The sequence below is a fragment of the Gilvimarinus chinensis DSM 19667 genome (assembly GCF_000377745.1).
Taxonomy (GTDB): domain Bacteria; phylum Pseudomonadota; class Gammaproteobacteria; order Pseudomonadales; family Cellvibrionaceae; genus Gilvimarinus; species Gilvimarinus chinensis.
Window position 1 is genome coordinate 173,252 of sequence record NZ_KB898706.1, and the last position, 24,380, is coordinate 197,631.

Consider the following 24,380-nt stretch of genomic DNA (forward strand, 5'->3'; position numbering starts at 1 on the left):
AGCCCAGTAGGTGTTCGTGTAAGTGTCTAAGTATAGTCACCTTTCGATGAAAAAAAACCCGGCACGGGGCCGGGTGAAAGTTCCTGAGGTTGCTACAGGGTTCGATTTAGCGGTGATAACTGGCAGGGGGGCCAAGGTAGCTTGGTTTAAGGCCGCCGTTGTTAATAATCAGCTTTTGCAAAGTAACGCCAGGGTCTATGGCATAAATTCTTAAGGTATGTTGTCCCGGTTCAGCTAGAAGGTGTTGGCTTAGTGATTGCCGTACACCGTTACGAACAGCATCTTGCCAGGCACTGTGAGATAGGTCGCTGAGAATATCTACAACTTGCGGTGGATTATCGTCAATAGCGATAGCGTATCTAAGCCCCCTCTCAGGAACAAAATTAAGGCTGGGGGCAAATTGGCTATTGACTGTTATATCGCCAGCAGTGAAAACGTAAAAGTCGTACTCTATCCAGGGTGCCGTGCTGAGGTCTGTGTAAGACTTGTCGGTGACTGGGAACGTGGATACGGATGAGCCTGTGCGGCCGTGTTGGGGAATTTCTTCCCATACGGTTTTCGTGTCACGGCTTTTTTTGCTGTAGTTGGCCGGCTCAATAGCAATGACTCCCGCAGTTTCAATATAGCCTTTTGCTTGGCTTCGAGTGGCCCGGTCAGGTAAAAAAGCCGTGACCGCTATGCTCGCGCCACCCCACCCTGTGCCCTTAATATAGATTTCACCCGTATGAGTGCCTTCGGGCGCTTCCGGCCAGTTAATGCTGACTTGTAAGCGTTGGCTGCTTGCAATTTCACCTTTGGTGGCGCTCAGGCTGATCCAGAGTTGGTTGGTGCTGGCGGTAAATTCAAAGGGGGTGAGCCCTTTGTTGTAGATATCAATGTAGTGGCTGGTTTCGCCATATAGGCTGAACTCTGGCAACGTCAGGCGACTGGATTCAGGCCAGCTGGCCTCAGACCCTTGCACTGCTACACCCATGTCGGCTTTGTGATGAGGCTGATAATGGTAGGTAACTGGCATGGTGTTAGCGGGCGGATTGTTCCAGTGGGTATAACCAATATGCGGTTGCGACATAAAGTGGTTCCACTTTCCGCCCTTTATGCCGTGATATTGTTCGCTCAGCTCTGCATCCGCTGCGAACAATTCGCGGACTCGTTCAGCGTACTCATTGGCGTTGGCACGACCTTGCCTGGCATATAGTCGATTTTTCGCGGCGTTGCTGTAGAGTTCGTGAATGATATAAGTCGCTTTAATGGGATGTAGTACCAGCTGAAAGAATGCATCCTGATCCCGCGATGGGACGTTTTTATAAATGGTTTCGGCTTTTTCCAGCAGGCTGGCGAGTTCGGCGCTGATGCGGTCTGCCTCGTGATAACGAAGCTGGCTATAGGTGTCTGGGCTCATTAATTCTGGTTTGCGGCGGCCGTTGTGACGGGTGTAGCCGGTAATAATGGCTTCTATGTCGGCGGCATATTCAGCGCCGAATTCGCGCTCGGCCCAGCGTTGGCCAAACTCTTTCAGTCGCTCTTTGGGCCAGTCTTGGGGATTCCAGGCCATGCGCAGAAAAAATTCGGTGGGAAATTCCTGAGGCTTTAAGTCGCCCACATTAACGATCCAAATCTTTTTCGCGTCAAAGGCATCGGCCAGGTTCATCTGTTCCCAGATTTTGGCGATGGGGGTAACGTTCATCCAGCGGTATGAGCGCGGGCCGCCAACATAGTCGAAGTGATAGTAAACCCCCGCGCCACCAGAACGTTGGCGTTCATCAGGGGTAGGCAGGCGGCGGATGTTGCCCCAGTTATCGTCGGCCCACAGCAGGGTGACATCATCCGGTACTCGCATGCCGTCTTCGTAATAGCCTTGGACTTCTTTATACAGTGCCCAAACTTGTGGGACCTTATTTAAATCCTGCTCGAATACATCGTCTAAAATTTCACGTTGGTCAGCGACAATTTTTTCCAGTAAGCCGATGTTTTGCTCATCGCTCATGGGAGTGTCGGCCTGTCCGCGCATGCCAAGTGTATAAATGGAGTCGAAGGGTTTGTTGCGCTCGGCGCCTTCTCGCCAGAACTGATACAGTTTATCTGGGTTGCGCTCGTAGTCCCAGGGGCCTTCCCCGTAACGATTCCACTCTTTATCCGCGCGCATCATGGGCTCGTGATGGCTGGTGCCCATGACAATACCGCGCTGGTGGGCAAGTTCTAGGTTTTTGGGGTCGTCATCGGCAAAAGCGTTATTCCACATCGCGGGCCACAAGTAATTGGCCCGTAAGCGCATAAGAAGCTCAAACACTTTGTCATAGAATTCGTGGTTGTAGTCACCGTAGTTTTCTTCAACCCAGCCGGTTAGTGCGGGCGCTTCGTCATTCAAAAAAATGCCGCGGTATTTCACCACTGGCGCGTCGATAATGCGGGTGTTTGCTTTAATAAAGAGGTTGTCGCGTTTTTTGACGGCGACGTCTGCCCACCAGTACCAGGGGGACACGCCAATTTGTTCGCTTAAGGTGTACAGGCCATAAGCGGTTCCCCGGCGGTCGCTGCCGACAATAACGAGAGCTTGCGCCGTGCCGGGGAAGGGAGCTTCAAGGGTTTGAATGAGAAAACCTTCCCAGCGGCCCTTGAGTTCAGAGGCATCTAATTTTCCCTCACTGATGAGTTGGTCAATGAGGGGGCTTTTTCCCAGCTCGCCAACAATGAGCGCTTGTTGGCCGAGCTTGTCGGCGTCGGAGGTGATGGAGGCTTTGCGCCCTGTGACTCGTTTGATGTCCGCTTGCAGATCGCGCAGGGCGTAGCTTATCGCAGGGTCGGCGTTTGAGGGTTGATACAGCGTGGCCGTTTTTCGACCATTAACCAGCTTAAACCCGGCCGATGACGCTGTTTCGTTAAGAAGGTCATGTTTACTAAGGGCCGCAGAGTTAGCGCTGCACAGATGGCTGCCGGCCAATAGGAACCAAGCAAAAAAGATAAGATAGCGTCGAATCACAAGTCAGGCTCTTTGCGCATTATGTTATGGTCACATAAACCATAACATAATGCGGCCTGAATTGCGTTAAAAATAGGCTTCAGATTTCGAAAGAAAAGCCTTTTTCCGTCAGTGCTTGGTAAGCCTCTTCATCGAAGCGGTAAAGTTTGGCGGCACGGTGGGCAACACCCTGTTGCTTTTCATCGCAGCTGGCCAGCAGATTCATTTTCATGATTTTGCGGCGGAAGTTGGGTTTGTCCAGCTTGGTATCAAGTATCCCTTCGTACAGCTCTTGCAGTTGTAACAGCGTAAATTTTTCGGGCAGCAGGTTAAAACCGATGGGGCGGCGGCGCACCTGTTGTTGCAGGTGCTGAATGCCAAAATCGATAATTTCCTTGTGGTCGAAAATCAGCTCGGGTAACTCGTGAATGCCAAACCAGCTGGCATCGGTGGCGTTGTTGCCGGCAACCACTTTGTAATCTTCGGCGCTGACCAGTGCGTAGTAGGCTACGGTGACCACGCGCTCGGAAGGGAATCTGTCTACCCGGCCGAAGGTTTTCAGCTGCTCCAGGTACAAGTCGGTCACTCCGGTTAGCTCGTGCAGGTGGCGGGTGGCTGCGTCACGCAGGTTTTCGTCGTAGCGAATCCAGCCGCCAGGCAGGGCCCACTGACCTTTACTGATGCCCACTTTGTGTTTGATGAGCAGTATGTCTAATTTGCCATGATCGAGCCCAAAAATAAGGTTGTCGATAGAAAGCGCCTTGATGACATTGTCTGGCGTAGAGGATGGTTCGACGTGGCTGCTATAGGAGTGGCTGGAGTCTGACACGGTCTTTTGGCCTGTAGTAAAACGCTAAAACATTACAAATGTTTATATATGGTAATCACTTAGTATTTGATTTCTTGTGGTCAAATATACCATATTACAACACTGAAACCCGATGGCGGAGTAATTTGGACGAAACCCGTATAGAATTCAAGCAAAAACTCTTGTGGTCATGGGGACAATAAGCTAGGATGCGTTCATTATAGAATTCGTAATCGCTAATGGGCGATCAATGACGCGATGATAACAACGATTACATAAGTGGAGAGTCATGTTGTTTCTAGGTTTAGATATTGGTAGTTCCTCAACCAAGCTGGCGGTCATCGATGGAGAAACCGGACGCACTAAAGTCGCGGTTACCCACCCCGAAACCGAGCTGGAAATCAGCAGTCCTCAGGCCGGCTTTGCGGAGCAGCGCCCCGAAACCTGGTGGGAATGTGTGACCGCGGGCCTGGCAAAAATCGCGGCGCAGGGCATTGAGCTAAAAGACATTAAAGCCATTGGCATTTCTTACCAAATGCATGGATTGGTGCTGGTGGATGATCAGCAACAGGTTTTGCGCCCTGCCATCATCTGGTGCGATTCACGTGCTGTGCCTTATGGCGAAAGCGCTTTGCAGACGCTGGGCGATGACTATTGCTATGGCCATCTGCTGAATTCGCCGGGTAATTTTACCGCTGCTAAATTGCGCTGGGTGCAGGAGAATGAGCCCGAGCTGTTTGCGCGCGTGCACAAGGCCATGCTGCCCGGTGATTACATCGCCATGAAATTATCTGGAGAGCTGACCACAACCGCCTCGGGCTTGTCCGAGGGTACCTTTTGGGATTATCAAAAGCGCGCTGCAGCGGATCAATTAATGGCGCACTGGGATATGGATGGCGATTTGCTGCCGCCTCTGGTGCCCAATATCGGCGAGCAGTGCCGTGTTAGTGATGCGGTTGCCGCAGAGCTTGGGCTGGCACCGGGTACGCTTGTCAGTTATCGCGCGGGTGATCAGCCCAATAACGCTTTCAGCCTGAATGTACTGGAGGCCGGTGAAGTTGCGGCTACCGCAGGTACCTCTGGAGTGATTTACGGGGTGACCGATAAAGACGTGGCGGACGTAAAGTCCCGCGTCAACACCTTTGTGCATGTCACCGACACCGAGGCGCAAAAGCGCAATGGCGTGCTGGTGTGTGTGAATGGTACGGGTCGTCTTTACAGCTGGTTACGCCAAATGCTCACCGCAGGCGGCGATATCAGCTACCCCCATTTGAATGAGTTGGCGGCGCCGATTCCCGTTGGCAGTGACGGCTTGGTGTTTCACCCTTTTGGCAATGGCGCCGAGCGAATTTTTCAAAACCGCAATCTGGGTGGCCACATTCGCAATATCGATTTTAATCGTCACGGTTTAGGCCACATGGTGCGCGCCGCGCAAGAGGGCATTGTGTTCGCGCTCAATCAGGGCTTTGATGTGCTCAAAGAGCTGGGCGGCAGTTGTGAAGTGATTAAAGTCGCCAAAGGCAATATGTTTCTCAGTCAGGTGTTTGCCGAAACATTTGCCAACACCACCCAGGCGGCGGTAGAGCTTTACGATACCGACGGTGCGGCGGGCGCTGCCCGGGGCGCCGCCTTGGGAGCGGGCTTTTACGCCTCAGGTAAAGAGGCCTTTGCCGGACTTGAGAAAGTCGCCGTCATCGAGCCCGATAGCAGCCGTGCTAATGAGTATCAGCAGGCCTACGGTGCCTGGCAAAAAGCCTTGGCGGATTTGGGTTAATTTATGACTGGCCGCGAACAGTCAGAGTCTTCAGTGTCCTTGGTGCGAGAGCCTTCAGCGTCCTTGGAGCCAGAGTCTTCAGCTCCCCTGAGCGTTGAATCAACGCCACTGGTGCTGGAAGCGGGGCCATCACGGCTGACCTTAGAGCCAAACTACGGCGGCATGATCAATGAGTTGATCGTGCCGACACCGCAAGGGCCGCGCAATGTGATTGCGGGGGTAGAGCGTTGCGAATGTGCCGCAAACCCTGGCTATCGCGGGGCGGTGTTGTTTCCTTTTCCCAACCGGTTGCGCGGGGGCCGTTACCATTTTGGTGGTAAAGAGTTGTCGTTTGCGGTTAACGAGCCTGCTTTAAACAATGCGTTGCACGGATTTTTGCATCGCACACCCGCTGAAGTGGTCAATCAAACCGCCAGTGGCGATATCAGCAGTGCCACCTTGGTCTACGCTGTGGATGGCACCGAGCCCGGCTACCCCTTCAAAGCTGAGGTACGCATGGTCTATCAGCTAAGCGCCGCAGGTGCGCTGCAGGTAGAAATGCAGGTTGAGAACAAAGACACGCAGCCCATACCGGTGGGCCTGGGGTGGCACCCCTATTACACCTTGGGTGTATCCATTGACGACTGTTCGTTGCAATTACCCGCCGTCGAGCGTGTGTTGGTGGATGAGCGTATGTTGCCGACCGGCAAGCGACTGGTTGACGAGCGTTTTAACGCGCCTGCGGGTTTGGCGGGAGTGGAGCTGGACAACTGTTTCGTCTTGGGGCCAAAGGCAACTGAGGCCGCGGCTCTGTTTGCGAGTGAGCGAGAAGGTTTTGGCTTGCAGCTGTGGCAGCAAACGGGACCCCGTGGTTTGAATTTTATACAGGTGTACACGTCGCCTGATCGCCAGTCGTTAGCGGTTGAACCTATGAGCTGCGGTATCGATGCATTCAACACAGGTGAAGGGTTGGTGGTTGTAAAACCGGGGCAAAGTTACAAGGGCGTATTTGGTGTGCGCGTTTGCGAGGCGTAAGTCTCCTATCATTATTAATTTCGCGGTGTTTTGAATGCCGCAGCATCACTAAAAGGTAATTGTTATGAGTGTACTCATCGGAGATAAAGAATACTTTAAAGGCGTAGGTAAAATTGCCTACGAGGGACCAGAGTCGGATAACCCGCTGGCTTTTAAATGGTATGACGAAAACCGTGTGATCGGCGGCAAAACCATGAAAGAGCATTTGCGTTTTGCGACCTGTTATTGGCACACTTTCTGCGGCGCCGGTCACGATCCTTTCGGTCCAGGGCCTCTGGTATTTCCCTGGAATGAAGGTAAAGATGCTGAAACTCGTGCGCGCATGAAGTTGGATGCTGCGTTTGAGTTCTTCACAAAAGTGGGCACGCCTTTTTATTGTTTTCACGATGTGGATGTCATTGAAGAGGGTGACAGCCGTGCCCAAACGTCAGAGCGTTTGGCTAACTGGGTTGAGTGGGCCAAAGAAAAACAGGCAGCTTCTGGAATGAAGTTGTTGTGGGGCACCTCTAACCTGTTCACCAACCCTCGCTTTATGAATGGCGCCTCTACCAACCCGGATTTTAATGTGGTTGCCTATGCGGGCGCACAATTGAAAGACGCGATTGATGCCACCATCGCCCTGGGCGGTGAGAACTACGTGTTCTGGGGTGGCCGTGAAGGCTACATGAGCTTGCTCAATTCCGATATTGGCCGCGAACAAGAGCATATGGCGCGCTTCCTCACCATGGCTCGCGACTACGGCCGCGCCAACGGTTTTACCGGCAACTTCCTGATTGAGCCTAAGCCAATGGAGCCGTCTAAGCATCAGTACGACTTCGATAGCGAAACCGTTATTGGTTTCCTGCGTCATCATGGCTTGGATAAAGACTTCAAACTGAACATCGAAACCAATCACGCTACTTTGGCCAGCCACACCATGGACCACGAAATGCAGGTTGCTGCAAACGCCGGCATGTTGGGTTCTATTGACGCCAACCGAGGTGATTACCAAAACCAGTGGGATACTGACCAGTTCCCTTACAACATCAACGAAACCGTTGAGATGATGCTTGTGGTACTGCGCGCCGGTGGCTGGGCTGGTGGTGGTGTTAACTTCGATGCCAAGCGCCGTCGTAACTCTACCGACTTGGTCGACACTTTCCATGGCCATATTGGCGGTATGGATGTATTTGCCCGCGCATTGGTGATTGCCGATGACATTCTGCAAAACTCGCCCATCGAAGCTATGCGCAAAGAGCGTTACGCCACTTTCGATTCTGGCGATGGTGCCAAATTTGAAGCTGGCGAATTGAGCCTGGAAGCTCTGGCGGCTATCGGTAATGCCGGTGGTGAGCCTGCGCAAATCAGCGGCCAGCAAGAATTGTACGAGAACATTATCAACCGTTACGTTCGCTAAGGTGATTTCCTGAGGCGCTTTGTTTAACGTCAGGCGGCGTGCTGCTACTCAGCGCGCCGTTTCGATGGGGGTTTGCGGCAGTGATCAGCCTAACCGTCGAGGTTGGCGTTCGAATCCGTGTGATGTTACTTGGTTTTCTGGCCTAGCTGTCACCTTTGAAAAGCCTTTGGTGCAGTCTGCCTTAGGGTGGGTGATGACAGCAAAGAGAAAGCAGTGCCTCTAGTAAACGGCAGAGGGTGGCCGCCGCTGCTTTAGAGTTTTTTGGTTGTTTTTGTTAAAAATGATAACGCAAACATCAGAAATTTGTTACTCGCTGTGGAGATCAGAGAGTCTAGTTTTTTCTGTCTTTGGTGTGGCGATGCACGGTCGAAATATAACATCAAATCCTGAAGGCTTGGCGCTGAAGAATGTTCTGAGAGCGCTAATTTACAGGTGTGAAGGAAAGCTTGGCGCATAAAGTGTTACTGTTTTGGACACTTTATGCATTCGGTTACAATTTCTTTGGCGTTCCTAGTGTTTAATTGACTATTTGGCAGTGTTAAGCCAAAATTTTACCGATGGTTTGTTATAAGTCGGATAACGCTAACAATCAGCCTGGATGCTGTGTCGACTGTAATGCAAGCCGTTAGCCACTAATGCTCATGTATTAATTATTATAAAAGAGATCATGCTATGACTATTCGTACTCGTGTGCCCGGTCGTAAAGTCGGGTTTACTTCCCTTGCATCATCATTGCTGGTGTTGACCAGTGTGGTGGCGTCTGCCCAAGACGCTGATGCAACAAATCAAGAAATGCTGCTTGAAGAGGTGGTAGTAAAAGGGATGCGTCAGTCCCTCGAAACGGCCCAGGATATTAAGCGCAACGCCGCCACTGTGGTGGATTCGATTACGGCCAAGGATTTAGGTTCATTTCCCGACAAGTCTGTTGCTGAAGCCCTGCAGCGTGTGGCCGGGATTACGGTAAACCGTTTTGCTGCCTCCGACGACACCGCTCACTTTTCGGCCGAGCCTTCGGGTGTCGTTGTTCGTGGTTTAAATCAGGTACGCACCGAGTTCAACGGCCGCGATTCCTTTAGCGCTAACTCTTCGCGCGGCTTGAGCTGGGGTGATGTGTCTCCCGAGCTGATGTCCGGGGTAGACACCTATAAGAACCAGATGGCAGAGCTGATTGAAGGTGGTATTGCCGGTACCGTTAATATGCGCACCCGTGTGCCTTTCGACCAGGACGGCGAGATGGTCGCCGTAACCGTTAACGCAAACTACGGCACCTTGTCTGAAGAAGTTACTCCCGAAGTATCTGGTTTGTACAGTAACCGTTGGGAAACCAGTGTTGGTGAGTTTGGGTTTCTGGGTAATGTTGCCTACTCAGAGGTTGTTACTCAGACCGAAGGTATGCAGCTTTATCGGATGAACCGCTTCCGCGATGTCTACGGTGACGACACCCTGCGTTATATTCCTGCAACCGTTAATTTCCGTGAGAATGTTTACAATCGTGATCGTTTGGGTACTGCACTGGCCTTTCAATATCAGAACCCATCAGAAACGGTTGTTTTGACAACCCAGTACAACCGTTCTGAATACGATAATGCGTGGGAAGAATATGTGGTTGGTATTGCACCTGCTGACCTTTCCTATGAGCAAAGTGTTTACTACGAGGTACCTCCATTCGAAGGTGATGCACGCGATAATACCCGCCCGCAACCAGCGCCCGGCACGGATGACTTTATTTTTGATGATCAGGGGCTATTCCAAAGCGGTACCTTTAATACAGGTGTTGGTTGGTGGGGTGGTAGCAGTGAAGAAGCTAAGAGCTTTGCTACAAATGCTGCTGGCCAACCACTGGTTGTCCCTTGTTACGATAATGCAGATAACGGTTGGGATGGCAATGGCTGCTCACCGACTACACGCGGTGTAGATACCACGGCTGAAACCCGCTCTAACAATAACGAGAATGTGACCGAAGACTTCTCGCTGAATATGAAGTGGTCGATTACTGACAGTATTCGTTCGAACTTTGATGTTCAGTATGTGCAGTCAGAGGTTAACAACTACGACATTTCCATGAATTTTGCCACCTACTCCAACGCCGAGTTGGATTTAAGTGGTGGTCACCCGTCATTGACCTTACATGAGCCCACCAACGTGAATATGTCGCAGGGCTTGTGGGCTAACCCTAATAACTATCGCACTCACTTCATCATGGATCACTTAGAAGAGAGTGAGGGTGAGCAGCTTGCGGCAAAAGCAGATTTTGAATTTGATATTGACAATGGATGGCTTGAATCCATCAAAACCGGTGTGCGTTGGGCTGAGCGCGATCAGCAAGTGCGCTGGAGTGGCTACAACTGGCAGAACGTAGCCAACACCTGGACTGCTGACCAAGCGCCTTACTACAATCTTGACCAACACGAACCGGCAAATGGAGTGGGCGCACAGCCTGGCTTTACCGGTTACCCGGAAGATTATTACGAAGTGCGTGAATTCGGCACCTCCAGCTATCACGATATCAGTCAAAACCAGTTCGTTTTTGCCAATATGGATTTGCTGCAAGATCGTGAGCGTATGGCCAATGCCTTTGGCGCGTCATCACTGGGCTTTACCGGTGGTACGGGTTGGGATCCTATTTGCTCGAACATGGGCGACCGCGCGGAAGAAATTCCCGGTACCTGTTACACGCCGGCCGAAGTGGTCGATATTACGGAAACCACACAGGCTTTCTATTTACAATTTAACTTTGGTGGTTCTGACGCTGAATTCTTAGGTATTCCGTTCTCCGGTAATATTGGGGTGCGTTACGTGGACACCAAGGACACCAGTACCGGTGGTATCGCGTATCCACGATTGGGTGATGAGTACTTCTTCACCGCCATTGATACAGGTGAAGTTGATGAGTTTGGCAACCCTGTCTATGTTCGTGAGCCAGATCCTACCCGTACTATTTTGGGTTGTGAGCCACAATTTGCTCAGGGTGGTGGCCCGGCTCCGGTACCCGGTTCAGTAGGTTGTTATTTGTCGGAAGATGACGTGGCCTTTATGAACGGTGCTAACGAAACCAGCAGTACGGAAGCGAATCACACCAATATTTTGCCGAGCTTCAATATTAAGTTTGATCTCAGTGAAGAGCTGTTACTGCGCTTTGCGGCTTCTAAAGCCATGTCTCGTCCGGATATTGGCAACTTGCGTAACTATGTCAGTGTTGGACAGGGACTGCCGGACGCCAATGACCCCAATGACCTTTTATGGGAAAAAAATGCTGATGGCGAAATCGTTGGGGCCAATGTTTACTATGGCGGTGATGCGCAGAACCCCTTCCTCAAGCCCATTGAGGCAACGCAGTTTGATTTAGCCCTGGAGTATTACTTCTCGGATGTGGGTTCATTAACGGGTACGGTCTTCTATAAGCAATTTGATGACTATATTCAGTTTGGCACCTACTATCGTGAGTTTGAAAATAATGGTGTGAATCGTACGGCTGAAATTCGCGGCCCGCTGAATGGAGAAGGTGCGGATATCAGTGGTTTCGAGATTGCTTACCAGCAGTTTTTCGACTTCCTGCCTGAGCCGTTTAACGGCTTAGGCATGCAGGCCAACTACACCTTTATTGATAACAATGGTATTACCAACTCAGGTGTTAAAAATACCGGTGGTGAGGGTTCGACCATTACCGATCAGGCGCCAGATTCCATTAGTACAGACCGCTTAGAGGGGTTGAGTGATCACGCCTTTAACCTGATCGGCATGTACGAATATGGTGACTGGCAAGCGCGTTTGGCGTACAGCTGGCGCGATGACTATATGGTAACGGCTATCGACTGCTGTGTAGCTTACCCGGTTTGGACGGAAGCTTATGGGCAGCTGGATGGCTCGATCAAATTCAGCTTAACCGATAATCTTGATATTAGTTTCCAGGGTAGTAACCTGTTAAACGAAGAGACTGTATTAAGGCAGCAGGTGACTGACGTAGAAGATGGTGGATTGCTATTGCCCACGGGTTGGCATCAGCAGGATCGCCGATTCACTGTTGGTTTACGCTTTGTATTCCAGTAAAACGAAATACTAAGCTAACCGAAAAATGCGCTGCTGTTTAGCAGCGCATTTTTTTTGGGGCAGATATAGTAATGAATGAAAAAATAAGAATCGTGATTGTGGGTGGTGGTACCGCAGGTTGGATGACCGCCGCCGCTTTATCGCATGTGGTTACGGATAAAGTGTGCGACCTGGTGCTGGTTGAGTCCGACGCAATTGGTACCGTGGGTGTGGGTGAGGCGACAATTCCGGCCATCAAAGAGTTTAATGACAAGCTGGGAATTATTGAGCCGGATATGATGAAAAAAACCGGTGCCACTTTCAAGCTGGGTATTGAATTTGATGGTTGGGGCGCACCCGGTAAGCGTTACATGCATCCTTTTGGCTCTTTTGGTAAAAGTTTTCAGGGAATGGACTTTCATCAGTATTGGTTAAAGGTACATCAAAAAGGTCTGGCCGAGCCTTTGGAGAGTTACAGCTATTCTATTCAAGCCGCTCGTCAGGGTAAATTTACGTTTCCGGCCAGTGATGCCAATGCCATAGCCTCTACATACTCTTATGCCTATCACTTCGATGCGGGACTTTACGCGAACTATTTAAAAGAAATGTCAGTCGGTAAGGGTGTATCGCGTATCGAAGGGCGAGTGACTCAGGTTAAATGCACTGATGACCGTGCTCGGGTTGAAAAAATCGTACTCGAATCTGGCCAGGAAATAACGGCCGATTACTTTATTGATTGTACGGGGTTTCGGTCTTTATTGCTGGGTGCGGAGCTTGGTGTCGAGTTCGAGTCCTGGTCTCATTGGTTGCCCTGTGATAGAGCCGTGACAGCAGCGAGTGAGGTTATGTCGTCGATGCCGCCGTATACGAAATCTACGGCTCAAGCGGCGGGGTGGCAGTGGCGCATCCCTTTACAGCATCGTACGGGTAATGGTTACGTGTACTCCAGCCACCATATCAGCGACGATGAAGCCGCTAGCAGCTTGCTCCACCCTATACAGGGGGCGCCGCTGTCGGATCCTGCGTTATTAAAATTTGAAGCAGGTCGTCGTAAGGTCAACTGGAAAGGGAACTGCATTGCTGTGGGTCTTTCCGGAGGTTTTCTGGAGCCGCTGGAATCGACGAGTATTTATCTTATTCAGGTTTCGATTCAGCAGCTTCTCAACCTATTTCCAGATAAACACCCTTCTGCCCCACTTGTTGACGAGTTCAATCGCAGAATCGACCTTGAATATGAGCGAATAAGAGACTTTCTGATATTGCATTACGTTGCAAACGGTAGAGAGGGCGAGTCTTTTTGGGATGACTGCCGGCAAATGAAGTTTCCCGACTCTTTACGGGAAAAAATATCGCTGTATGCCAGTCGTGGTTACATAGACCAGTACAAATACGGTTTGTTTTCACCTTCCAGTTGGCTTGCGGTGTTGATGGGGCAGGTGGGTGGTGCGCGTGGCTACGAGCGAGTCTGTGATAACCAAAGCGTGCAGCGCCTTGCGGATCGTATGCAATCTATCAAGCATTCAATTGATTCAGGTGTGGCGGACTTAAGTTCTCATCGAGAATTTATTAACGATTACTGCAAGTCTCAAATTGGTGAGTTAGCTCATGGTTAAAAGTATTTGTGTGGTCGGTCGAGATGCCGATGCGTGGATCACGGCGAGAGTGTTGCAACGTTTTCTGGGGGCTAATGCGCTGGTCTCTCTGTCCATAGTCGAGCTGCCGTCTGACATTGGTGAGCAAGAGGTCTATCCCAGTATTCCCTCTGTGCGTGGATTGCATAAGTTGCTGGGGTTGTCTGAATCTGACCTTATTGCCAACCTTGGCGCTGTGAACTCTCTGGGCAATCGGTTTGTTGATTGGTCGGCGGTGGGTGACTACTACCAAGTGTTCGATACTTACGGGTTGCCCATCAATGACATTGACTTTGTGCAGTACTGGGCTCGTGGCAGACAAAAAGGGTTGCAGGTTCCCTATCATGAATTTTCGTTGGCGGTTGCCGCCGCGAAGAGAAATAAGTTTGTCCTGCTAAATGAGCAAACCTCTCTATTCAGCAAAGCATCTTATAGTTTTAATATTCCCGCGCTGCCCTATTTAAAAAGAATAGCCACAGAAACTGTGTCACAAGGTATAACAAGATACGCCGGTGATATTGCTAAGGTGGTTGTTGAATCGGGGGAGCTTCGCCAGTTGGTGTTGGCGGATGGTCAGGTGGTGTCGGCAGACTTATTCATAGACGCCAGCGGCCCTAAGGGCGAGCTGATTACTAGCTTGGATCAGAGTGCTGATGCCTCGCTGAATGATCTTTTCCCGTTATCGTCAAGTGTTCTCGCGTCGGCGGATAACCTGCCAACCATTCCGTCGTACAATCATTGCATTGCCTGTGACCGGGGTTGGCTGGGTGTGTACCCAACCAAAGACAAGGCAGCGTTAGTGTTTAATTACGATCCTGATCAAGTTGTGCCGGATGAAATACCGGCTATTTTGCAGCGGCTAAGTGGTATGTCAATGAGAGATGGGGTTGTAAAAAGGCACAAGCTAATGCGTAGGGGAAGGCCCTGGGTAGCAAACTGTATTGCGGTTGGTGGCGCTGCGGCGAATCTTGACTCTGTCAATGGTGTGCAGTTGCACGTGCTGCACCTCACGCTGTCTTACCTGATGGCGCTTTTCCCTGTTGATGATAATTTTGAACAAGAAAGGCGCAAGTACGCACAAAAAGTAAACTCCCATGTTGATCGTATTGTGGATTTTCAGTTGGGGCACTATGTGCTAAATGGCCGTGATGGCGATCCTTTGTGGCAATCTCTAAAAGCAAAGCCGTTAACACCAGGGTTGCGGCAAAAGTTATCGTTGTTTTCTTCGCGAGGCGTTCTCTCTATGCAAGAGGATGAAACCTTTCAGGAAGAGGACTGGTATGCCCTTTTTTGTGGTAATGGAATTTTGCCACAAGGGTATGATTTGCAGGTGGCTAATTTAGATGAACATGAGCAGATTAAGGAATTTCAAAAGATGCTGAGTTTTATCGCCCATGAAGCGGATCAAATGCCGGATTTGTCGGTACACTTAGGGCTCTCAAATAATGAAAACTTTACCGGGTCCATGTTCTGAAGGGGGAGCAAGAATGATTAATCGCGTAGTCGTTTTAGGTGGCGGTACGGCTGGTTGGATGACTGCCGCTGCACTGGCTAAATCCCTATCCGGAGGGCCGGTGTCTATTACCCTGGTGGAGTCGGAAGCCATAGGTACGGTAGGCGTGGGTGAGGCAACAATTCCTCCCATTATGATTTATAACAACGCCCTGGGTATTTCTGAAGCTGAGTTTGTGCGGGCGACGAAAGCAACCTTCAAGCTGGGAATCGAGTTTGCGAACTGGAAACGCAAGGGCGTTTCCTATTTTCATCCATTCGGTATGATTGGCTCCGATATGGATGGCATTAGCTTTATGCACTATTGGCTACGCTGGAGAAAAAACGGAGGGGCAGCGGATTTTCTCAACTTCAATGCAGAAGCCTGCGCGGCAAGAGAGAAAAAGTTTGCCTGGGTGGAAGAGGAACCAGGCCCCAAAATGTTGCCCGATGTGAATTATGCCTATCATTTTGATGCTGGGCTCTACGCCAAGTTTCTACGCGAATTTGCAGAAGCGCGAGGTGTTCAGCGTATTGAGGGGGCGGTTTGCGATGTGGCGCAGAACCCGGACTCGGGGGATATTACCAGCTTGACGCTAGAGGGTGGTCGGCGTATCGAAGGGGATCTTTTCATAGACTGTAGCGGCTTTCGAGGGCTTTTGATCGAGAAAACCTATAATGCCGGATACGAAGATTGGAGTCATTGGTTGCCCGTGGACAGTGCAGTAGCCGTGCCTTCGGCCTCTTCGGGTGAGTTGCTGCCCTACACTCGTTCCATCGCTCATGAGGCGGGTTGGCAGTGGCGCATTCCGTTACAACATCGGGTTGGCAACGGTTATGTTTATTGCAGCAAATACATCACTGATGATATGGCCCGTTCGGTATTGCTTAATAACTTGGACGGTGAGGCATTGGCTGAACCTCGTTATCTTCGTTTTAAAACGGGGGTGAGAAAGAAGTCTTGGGTGAATAATTGTATCGCCGTGGGGCTTTCGGCGGGTTTTTTAGAACCGCTTGAATCGACCAGCATTCATCTTATCCAGAGAGCCATACATAAGATTTTAGCTATGTTTCCTCGGCGTACAATTCAGCCCTGTTTGGTTGAGCGATTTAATCAGGAAATGTATCAAGAATATGATGAAGTGAAAGATTTTCTGATTGCGCATTATGCCATCACTGAGCGAGATGACAGTCCGTTTTGGCAATATGTAAGGAATATGGCGGTGCCGGACTCATTGCGGCAGAAGCTCGAGGTGTTTAAAGAGCGTGGTGAAGTTCTTATTAATAAACACGACATGTTTCGGGAAACCAGTTGGTTTTCAGTGCTGATGGGGCAGGGCGTTGAGCCAGAAGGCTATCACCCTGTGGCCGACACTATATCGGACGAGCAGCTGCGCATGAGAATGACGCATATTCGCCATGCGGTGGAAAAGCGTGTTTCTATGCTGCCTAAGCATGGGGATTTTGTGAAGAAACACTATATGTGATTTTACGGTAAAAGCACTTCTAATGCGGTTGCATCACTATCGGTGCAACTGTCTGGTTTTTTTTGTGCTGAGCAAGTCGTATAGGGTTTGATACAGGTCCGCGGGCTTGAGAGGTTTGCTGATGTACTCGTTCATGCCAGCTTTAAGGCACGTTTCTCTGTCACCTTGAATCGCTTGAGCGGTGACGGCAATAATTGGCAGGTCACGAAGATTAAGGTCATGCCGGATTGCTTTGGTGGCACTGATGCCGTCCAGAATTGGCATTTCAATATCCATTAAAACGGCATCAAAACCCTCTGCGTTACTGTGCAAAATATCCATGGCTTGTTGACCGTTATCGGCGCTGATAACGCTGATGCCAGCCTTTCTAAGTATGCCGCGAGCAACTTGTTGGTTAATCACATTGTCTTCGACTAAAAGCACTCGCAGCCCTCGCAGTGCTTTTATCATTTCATCGCTATTGTGCGTCGGGTTTTCGGTTATGGTTTCTGGTAGGCACCGACTGATGGCATCAAACAGGCGGGATTCACTAACAGGCTTACCAAGAAAGCTATCGACATAATCTGAACCATGATGATTCGAAAATATTTCATCGCGCTGGAATGAAGAGACTAAAAAAATAAGCGGTTTTTTATGCAGGTCAGTTGAGCATTTAATGTCCTTGGCAGCGTCTAATCCACTTTTCAGCGGCATCTTATAATCTAGCAGAAGGATATCAAAAGGCTGGCCTTCTGCTTCTGCTTGTTGCACTTTACCAATGGCAGAGTGAGCATCCGATGCGGTTTCGATGTTACCGACTATTTTTTCGGCCGTCTTTTTTAAAATATTTAAGGCTATTGGGTTGTCATCGACAATTAACAAGTTGAGATGTTGGCATTTACTGCCGTGCTGCTGAATACGATTGTCGCCTATCTGGCTTGCTTCAAGTTTTGCGGTAAAGGCGAAAGTGGTCCCTTTTGCTGCGACGCTTTCTACCGTTAGCTCCCCGTGCATCATGGCTACCAGCAGGTTGCATATATGTAAGCCAAAATCAGAGGGGCTGTTCTGCTTGATGGGCGCGGAGGATTTCAGTTTTTCTTGAAGTTGTTTGAGTTGAGTTTGTTCAATACCCGTGCCGTGATCCGTGACGCTGAACTTAATGACTAAAGTGTCTGAGTTTTTTTCTAAGGCTTCGGCGCTAACAATCACCTCATGACAGCCCGAGTATTGCAGCGCGTTTTTGACAAGTTGACTGATGATATGACTGATTCGCGTGGCGTCACCACGCATAAAGCGTGGGGTTCCTTCTTTGATGTCAAAAATAATATTTGATTTTTCGTGCAGCGAGCTATTTTCAAAAAATCGAGCAAGGTGCTCAAGAAGCTGTTCTAAGTCAAAATGGTTGTTATCAAGAATGATTTTTCCGGTTTCCAGTTTGGCGTAATCGAAAACTTGATTGAAGGTTTGCAGTAAGGAATTAGCGGCGCTCTGAATACTGTTGATATAGCTTTTTTGCAAGTCATTGATCGAGGTGTCCTCGAGAAGATGACTTAAGCCTATTATGGCATTCATAGGGGTGCGAATTTCATGACTCATGCTCGCCATAAATTGGCTTTTGGTGTGGCTTGCTTCTTCTGCCTGTACTCGGGCCTCAAGCAGCTCGTTTTGGGCGATAATGGTGTTTGTAATGTCACTGCAGTTGGCGACACAGCGGGTGAAAGTCCCATGTTCGTCGGGCTCAACAAAAATACAGCGACAGCTCACCCATACCACTTCACCGTTTCGACAGAGAAGGCGATGCTCAAAGCTGCAATGTGGTTGCCGGTTGTATCGAGATGTTTGGAGCTTATCGATAACATCGGCCGCGTCATCCGGGTGAAGCAGATAGTTGCTAAAGGTGTCGAGGGTGCCGGGGCGCTGCTGGTAGTCGTAACCGAGCATACGCCAAAAGCCGCGACTGAAATGAATTCTATTATCACGAATCTGCCAGTCCCATAAGCCATCGCGAGAGGCTTCCATGGCGTAGTGGTAGCGTTTGTCCCGCTCCTGCAGTTTATGCAAAAGCTGCCTGCGACAGTAGGCGTCGTGGATGAGCGCGCCGACTTTTTTGCCCAGGGCGAGCTGGTTGCAGGAAAGATTTGTTGTTGCGATTTGCCACACGGCGATCAATTGTCCGTTGGACGAAATGGGTACCAAGTGAAAATCGCGCCATTGCGTGGCTTGAAACTTTTCCAGTGATTGATTCTGATCAGGGTTAAGTTGGGGTTGCTCAAGAAGTGACGATTGAGCCAGCAGTTGCCAGTTTTGTAGGTGGTTGGATACCAGCCAAATCGCCAGCTCTTGGCAGTCAATTTGGGAACCCAGTAGCTGCAAACTTAAAGGCAGTGCGCTGTCATCGGTTTCGCCAAGCAGAAGTTCAAAATGGGCCTGCAGAGCATCCTGTTCGGGTAGCTGTGCCTCAGTTTGAGTTGCGAGAGCTTGCTCTAACTGTGCTATTCGAGCCTCAAGAGCTTTTTCATTCCCTGGCATGGGTGGCCCCCAGTTTTGACCGCCTGCGTGGATTGATAATCGTTGTTAAACAGCTAACTATAGTCGATTACTGTGACAAAGCCAGTGCTTTTAGGTTTTGGGGCGAGGGCGGTGTAGGGCGCAGAGGGTTTCTTTGAGGGCGCGCGCCGCAGCCGGCAGTGCCAACGGCGCGCGGTTATTCTACTGTGGCGGGTTACAATTGATCGAGCGCGCGAGCGACGGCCGCCTTAACTTGTTCGGGGGCTGTGCCGCCTGTGTGATTACGCGCTGCGACGGAGCCTTCTAAGGTCAGCACTTCAAACACATCTGCTGCAATGGTATCGGAGAACTGCTGAAGCTCTTCGAGACTCATTTCAGACAAGTCCTTACCTGTGTCTATGCCATAGGCCACGGACTTTCCTACCACTTCGTGTGCATCGCGAAAGGGCATGCCCTTGCGCACTAGGTAGTCGGCCAGGTCCGTTGCGGTAGAGAAGCCGCGCCGCGCCGCCTCGTACATGTTTTCCTTACGTGAGGTAATGGCGGGCACCATATCGGCGAAAGCGCGCAGGCAATCTTTTACTGTATCAATGGCGTCGAACAACGGCTCTTTATCTTCCTGGTTGTCTTTGTTGTAGGCCAGCGGCTGTGACTTCATCAGTGTCAGCAGGCTAATCAGATGGCCATTCACCCGACCCGTTTTGCCGCGTACCAGCTCTGGCACATCGGGGTTTTTCTTCTGCGGCATAATCGAGGAGCCAGTGCAGAAACGATCGGGTAGGTCAATAAAGTTAAACTGAGCGCTGGTCCACAGCACTAATTCTTCGCTGGCCCGCGACAGGTGCGTCAACAAAATACTCGCAAAGGCGCAGAACTCGATGGCAAAATCTCGATCAGATACCGAATCCAGGCTGTTGTTGGTCGGCTTATCAAAGCCCAGCAGCTCGGCCGTCATGGCTCGGTCGATGGGGTAGGTAGTGCCCGCCAGCGCCGCTGCGCCCAAGGGGGACTGGTTCAGGCGCGCACGGCAATCGGCCAGGCGTCCGGCATCGCGGGTAAGCATTTCAAACCAGGCAAGCAGGTGGTGGCCGAAGGTAACAGGCTGGGCGGTTTGCAGGTGAGTGAAGCCGGGCATAATGGTTTCGGCTTCACGCTCAGCCACTTGCAAAATACCGTGTTGAAGGCGTTTCAGCTCACCGGCAATAGTGTCAATTTCATCGCGCAAATACAAACGGATATCGGTCGCAACCTGGTCGTTACGCGAGCGCCCGGTGTGAAGCTTTTTGCCGGTAATGCCGATCTTTTCGGTGAGTGCAGCCTCGATATTCATGTGCACATCTTCGAGTGTGACAGACCAGTTGAAATTGCCTGCGTCTATGTCGGCACGAATTTCTTCCAGCCCGGTAATAATCTGATCTTTTTCGGCGCTGCTCAGTACGCCTACTTTTTCCAGCATTGTGGCGTGGGCAATAGAACCGTTGATGTCATGGTGATACAGTCGCCAGTCAAAACCAATTGATGCGGTAAAACGCTCCACAAAAGCGTCGGTGGCCTCGCTAAAACGGCCTCCCCAAGGTTTGGCGGTCTGATCTTGTTCGCTCATAGTCTCTCTCGCGGCTATAGTGGTTGGCGCTGACGCCAGTTGCTGTGAGCGCCAGTGCCGATAAAATACAAAGTGGCGGCATTATAGCCAATAACGACCGGTATAGGGGCGAGAACAGATAAATGATGGATCCCACCTCAAGGGTTAGCAGTCGCCGCAGTGAAGGGCTGCCAAATCTGTGCAATGTCTACGCACTGTTACTGCTGGTAATTGTTGCCGAGTTGCTAGCGTTATTATTGGTGTTGGCCGATGTGGGGCTGGGCGGGTTTAATTGGGCGCAATTGGGGCTGGTTTCATTCTTGCTGCAGTGGATTGTACTGGCCAGTGCGGGTTTGTTGTGCCTTATGCAGCCCATATTAACCCGTATGAATCCCGTGACGGCTGGTATTTGTAGTTATGCGGTGGTGCTGTGCTCTACGGCTTTTTTCTCGCTTGCGGGCCAGTGGTTTTTGCAGGGCGTTGGGGGGCAGTATATTGACTGGATGCAGATATTCACCCACGTGATCATTGCTGCCATTTTGGCGGGTATGTTATTGCGCTATTTGTATTTGCAGCAGCGCTTGTATCGGCAGCGCCAGGCTGAATTAAATGCACGTATTCAGGCTCTGCAGGCACGAATAGAACCCCACTTCCTGTTCAACAGTATGAATACTATTGCCAGTTTGATTTCGATTGAGCCCGAATTGGCTGAGCGTCAGGTGGAGGACTTAAGTGATTTGTTGCGCGCCAGCTTAGCTGAGCCTGCGTTAATACCGGCCAGTAGAGAGCTGGCCTTGTGCTTGAGTTATGCGCACATTGAACAGGCCCGCCTGGGGGATAGGTTGCAGTTAGATTGGCACGTCGATGCCCTGCCAGCCACAGCGATGCTGCCGAATTTGCTGCTGCAACCACTGTTAGAAAACGCCATACGCCACGGTATCGAGCCTTCCTCTACCGGTGGCTGGGTGAGCCTCAAGGCCGGGGTGGAAGCGAAACAGTTAGTCATTGAGGTGTGCAATTCGTTGCCCGAGCCATATCAGCCCGGTGCTCAGCGCGGCAATTGTATTGCGCTGGCCAATATAGAGGACCGATTACAGGCACATTTTGATGGTGTGGCGCAGCTAACGCTTAAGCCCGATACGAAAACCTTTACCGCCACTATAACAATTCCTCTTAATGCTTTTGCGAAAGCGGTAAATCGGCAGCAATATGGATAACGCTATGTGGGAAATTTTAGTAGTAGATGACGAGCCTCTGGCGCGTGCGCGGTTAGTACGCATGATAGATGATATTGATGGCTATCGGGTGTCGGCAGAAGCGACTAATACGTCAGAGGCTTTGCAGCAAATTGAACGGGTTGATCCAGATATCGTTCTGCTCGATATCCAAATGCCCGGCGAAAGTGGCCTGAGTGCGGCACGCCACATTGGTGAGCTTGATGACCCGCCCGCGTTGATTTTTTGTACCGCTTTCGATGAGCACGCTCTCGAGGCGTTTGCGACCGTCGCCGTGGGGTACCTGCTGAAACCAGTGCGCCGCGAGCATCTGCAACAAGCGCTGATCCGAGCGGCTAAGCCCAATAAGTTGCAGCGCGGTACATCCAGGGCCGCGCCAGTGTGTATTACGGCAAAAACCCACAAGGGGATAGAGCGTATTCCGTTAGAGGCGGTACGTTTCTTTCTCGCCGATCAAAAATATGTGACGGTTTATCACACTGAAGGGCAACACTTGCTGGATCAGACGCTCAAAGAGCTTGAGCAGCAGTTAGGGGACACCGTCATACGTGTGCATCGCAATGCGTTGGTCATGCTTGAGCATGTGCGGGCCTTGGAGCGAAGCCCCGAAGGTGGCTATTGCCTGCGTTTAGTGGATCTTGAGCATAAGCCTGCCGTCAGTCGTCGTCATGCCAGTGCGGTAAAGGCGTTGTTGCAAAACCTGTAGCCTTGATCAGGCTTTGTTATCATGCCTATTTTTGGGTGTCCGCAGGGGATATATGAATAAGCTCAGTCAACGTACCGTTCGTATCGCTACACGCAAAAGTCTGCTCGCTCTGTGGCAGGCCGAATACGTAAAAGCCGAGTTGGAAAAGCACCACCCCGGACTTGTAGTGGAGTTGGTGCCGCTGACCAGTCGAGGCGACAAAATTCTCGATGTACCTTTGGCAAAAGTGGGTGGTAAAGGGCTTTTTGTCAAAGAGCTGGAGCAGGCAATGTTGGCGGGTGAGGCCGATATCGCCGTACACTCAATGAAAGACGTGCCCATGGAATTTCCTGAGGGTTTGGGGTTAGCGGTGATCTGCGAGCGAGAAGACCCACGTGACGCCTTTGTGAGCAATACCTTTAAAACCCTTGAAGAGCTGCCGGCGGGCAGTGTGGTGGGTACCTCGAGCTTGCGCCGCCAGTGTCAGGTTTTAGCCTCAAGGCCTGATTTGAGTGTGAAATTTTTACGCGGTAATGTGCAAACAAGGCTGCGAAAGTTAGATGACGGTGAGTTTGATGCAATAATTCTTGCCAGTGCGGGCCTGATTCGCCTGGAGCTTGAGCCGCGTATCACTAGCTATATGGCTCCGGAGTTAAGTCTGCCCGCCGGCGGGCAGGGCGCCGTGGGTATCGAGTGTCGAACCGATGATGTTGAGCTTCAACAATTGCTGGCGCCCTTGCACCACGCTCCGACAGCTGTTTGCGTCGAAGCCGAGCGCGCCATGAACCGCCGACTGGAAGGCGGTTGTCAGGTGCCTATTGCCTGTTATGCCGTGCGGGAGAATGACCAGTTATGGTTGCGCGGGTTGGTCGGCGCAGTGGATGGTTCAACAATATTGTTTGAAGAAGACCGTGGCCCGGAGGGCTCTGCTGAGGCCATGGGCATTGCTATGGCTGAGCGTTTACTGGCCGCCGGGGCGGATAAAATTCTTGCCCAAGTCTACGGTCGCTCCTTGCAATGAACGATTGGCGTTTGCTGATTACCCGGCCCGAACCGATGGCAAGTCAGTGGCAGCACTGGCTGAGAGGGCAGGGTTATAGCGCAGATGTCATCTGCGCAATGGTTATAGAGCCGGTTTCGTTAGACGACGAAGTGCAGGCGGTAAAATCGATTATTCTGGATATTGATCAATACCAAAAGGCACTGTTTGTGAGTCGTAATGCGGCTCATTACGCCAGCGAGTGGCTGGATGACTATTGGCCCCAGTGGCCCGTGGGACTAGAGTGCTTTGCAGTGGGGCGGGGTACAGCCGAAGCTCTGGCTAACGTTGATATTCCGGTGAGCGCCTTGGGCGGTGATGCTTCTTCGATGAACAGTGAGCATTTATTGGCCGAACCCGCGTTACAGAATGTCGCCGGGGAGAAGGTCGTCATATTTCGTGGTCGCGGTGGCCGCGAGTTGATGACCGAAACACTTCGAGCGCGTGGTGCGTTGGTTCGTCATTGCGAACTATATCACCGCACCCTGGCCACCAGCAGCGCCCAGGCTTTGCGTCAATGGCTTGAAATGGCCTTGCCCGAAGATTTGATTACGGTACACAGTGGCGAAAGTTTAAAGAATGTATATCAGCTAGCGCAGCACGAAGGTGTTGCCGAGCGCCTACTGCGCTTACCTGTGCTTGTACCGGGTGAGCGAGTGGCCCGCCAGGCTCAGGAGCTTGGTTTTACGCAAGTGCTGCAGGCTCGCAATGCGGGCAATGTGGCGATGTTGGAACAAATTCAGGCATATCGCCAAACCCTGGTTTAACC

At 51.0% G+C, this 24,380-nt stretch carries 15 protein-coding genes; 11 read left to right on the plus strand and 4 right to left on the minus strand.

Annotated elements, in window-relative coordinates:
* Positions 1 to 106: 106 nt before the first annotated feature.
* Both D568_RS0100875 and D568_RS0100880 read right to left on the minus strand, forming a co-directional pair.
* On the minus strand, positions 107 to 2,977 hold the full coding sequence (locus tag D568_RS0100875; RefSeq protein ID WP_020207664.1) for a glycosyl hydrolase 115 family protein: 2,871 nt from the start codon (positions 2,975 to 2,977) through the stop codon (positions 107 to 109).
* 79 nt (positions 2,978 to 3,056) lie between these two features.
* Entirely contained in the window at positions 3,057 to 3,785 is a 729-nt protein-coding gene (locus D568_RS0100880; RefSeq protein ID WP_020207665.1) for an NUDIX hydrolase, read from the minus strand.
* A 268-nt stretch (positions 3,786 to 4,053) separates the two neighbouring features.
* On the opposite strand from D568_RS0100880, the gene D568_RS0100885 reads away from it, so the two are divergent.
* The 7 genes from D568_RS0100885 (at position 4,054) to D568_RS0100915 (ending at position 16,583) form a co-directional block, all read left to right on the plus strand.
* The gene (locus D568_RS0100885) at positions 4,054 to 5,538 is read left to right on the plus strand and encodes a xylulokinase (RefSeq protein ID WP_020207666.1); all 1,485 of its coding nucleotides are present in this window, start codon (positions 4,054 to 4,056) and stop codon (positions 5,536 to 5,538) included.
* Positions 5,539 to 5,541: 3 nt separating this feature from the next.
* The gene (locus D568_RS0100890) at positions 5,542 to 6,552 is read left to right on the plus strand and encodes an aldose 1-epimerase (RefSeq protein ID WP_020207667.1); all 1,011 of its coding nucleotides are present in this window, start codon (positions 5,542 to 5,544) and stop codon (positions 6,550 to 6,552) included.
* Positions 6,553 to 6,616: 64 nt separating this feature from the next.
* Positions 6,617 to 7,948 carry a xylose isomerase gene (gene xylA, locus D568_RS0100895; RefSeq protein ID WP_020207668.1) on the plus strand — a complete coding sequence of 444 codons (1,332 nt, stop codon included), beginning with the start codon at positions 6,617 to 6,619 and terminating at the stop codon, positions 7,946 to 7,948.
* Positions 7,949 to 8,620: 672 nt separating this feature from the next.
* Positions 8,621 to 11,995, plus strand: a complete 3,375-nt coding sequence (locus D568_RS0100900) for a TonB-dependent receptor (protein ID WP_020207669.1) — start codon at positions 8,621 to 8,623, stop codon at positions 11,993 to 11,995.
* Between the two features lie 71 nt (positions 11,996 to 12,066).
* Positions 12,067 to 13,587, plus strand: coding sequence for a tryptophan halogenase family protein (locus D568_RS0100905; protein ID WP_020207670.1), 1,521 nt, complete (start codon positions 12,067 to 12,069; stop codon positions 13,585 to 13,587).
* Positions 13,580 to 15,079: a tryptophan 7-halogenase gene (locus D568_RS0100910; protein WP_020207671.1), complete on the plus strand. Its 1,500-nt coding sequence runs from the start codon at positions 13,580 to 13,582 to the stop codon at positions 15,077 to 15,079. Before D568_RS0100905 ends, D568_RS0100910 begins: the two co-directional genes overlap by 8 nt.
* Before the next feature lie 13 nt (positions 15,080 to 15,092).
* Complete coding sequence (locus D568_RS0100915) at positions 15,093 to 16,583, plus strand: tryptophan halogenase family protein (protein WP_020207672.1); 1,491 nt, start codon at positions 15,093 to 15,095, stop codon at positions 16,581 to 16,583.
* A 36-nt stretch (positions 16,584 to 16,619) separates the two neighbouring features.
* Here D568_RS0100915 and D568_RS0100920 read toward each other — a convergent pair whose 3' ends face one another.
* Together D568_RS0100920 and argH are read right to left on the minus strand one after the other, a co-directional pair.
* Positions 16,620 to 19,091, minus strand: coding sequence for a PAS domain-containing hybrid sensor histidine kinase/response regulator (locus D568_RS0100920; protein WP_020207673.1), 2,472 nt, complete (start codon positions 19,089 to 19,091; stop codon positions 16,620 to 16,622).
* A gap of 193 nt (positions 19,092 to 19,284) precedes the next feature.
* Positions 19,285 to 20,673, minus strand: a complete 1,389-nt coding sequence (gene argH / locus D568_RS0100925; RefSeq protein ID WP_020207674.1) for an argininosuccinate lyase — start codon at positions 20,671 to 20,673, stop codon at positions 19,285 to 19,287.
* Positions 20,674 to 20,795: 122 nt separating this feature from the next.
* Here argH and D568_RS18780 point away from each other — a divergent pair, with 122 nt between their 5' ends.
* The 4 genes from D568_RS18780 to D568_RS0100945 are packed head-to-tail and all read left to right on the plus strand — an operon-like array spanning position 20,796 to position 24,378.
* Positions 20,796 to 21,869, plus strand: coding sequence for a sensor histidine kinase (locus D568_RS18780; RefSeq protein ID WP_083915268.1), 1,074 nt, complete (start codon positions 20,796 to 20,798; stop codon positions 21,867 to 21,869).
* Positions 21,870 to 21,873: 4 nt separating this feature from the next.
* Positions 21,874 to 22,593 carry a LytR/AlgR family response regulator transcription factor gene (locus tag D568_RS0100935; protein ID WP_040516128.1) on the plus strand — a complete coding sequence of 240 codons (720 nt, stop codon included), beginning with the start codon at positions 21,874 to 21,876 and terminating at the stop codon, positions 22,591 to 22,593.
* Positions 22,594 to 22,645: 52 nt separating this feature from the next.
* Positions 22,646 to 23,593, plus strand: coding sequence for a hydroxymethylbilane synthase (hemC, locus tag D568_RS0100940; RefSeq protein ID WP_020207677.1), 948 nt, complete (start codon positions 22,646 to 22,648; stop codon positions 23,591 to 23,593).
* Positions 23,590 to 24,378: a uroporphyrinogen-III synthase gene (locus tag D568_RS0100945; protein ID WP_020207678.1), complete on the plus strand. Its 789-nt coding sequence runs from the start codon at positions 23,590 to 23,592 to the stop codon at positions 24,376 to 24,378. Before hemC ends, D568_RS0100945 begins: the two co-directional genes overlap by 4 nt.
* Positions 24,379 to 24,380: the final 2 nt, after the last annotated feature.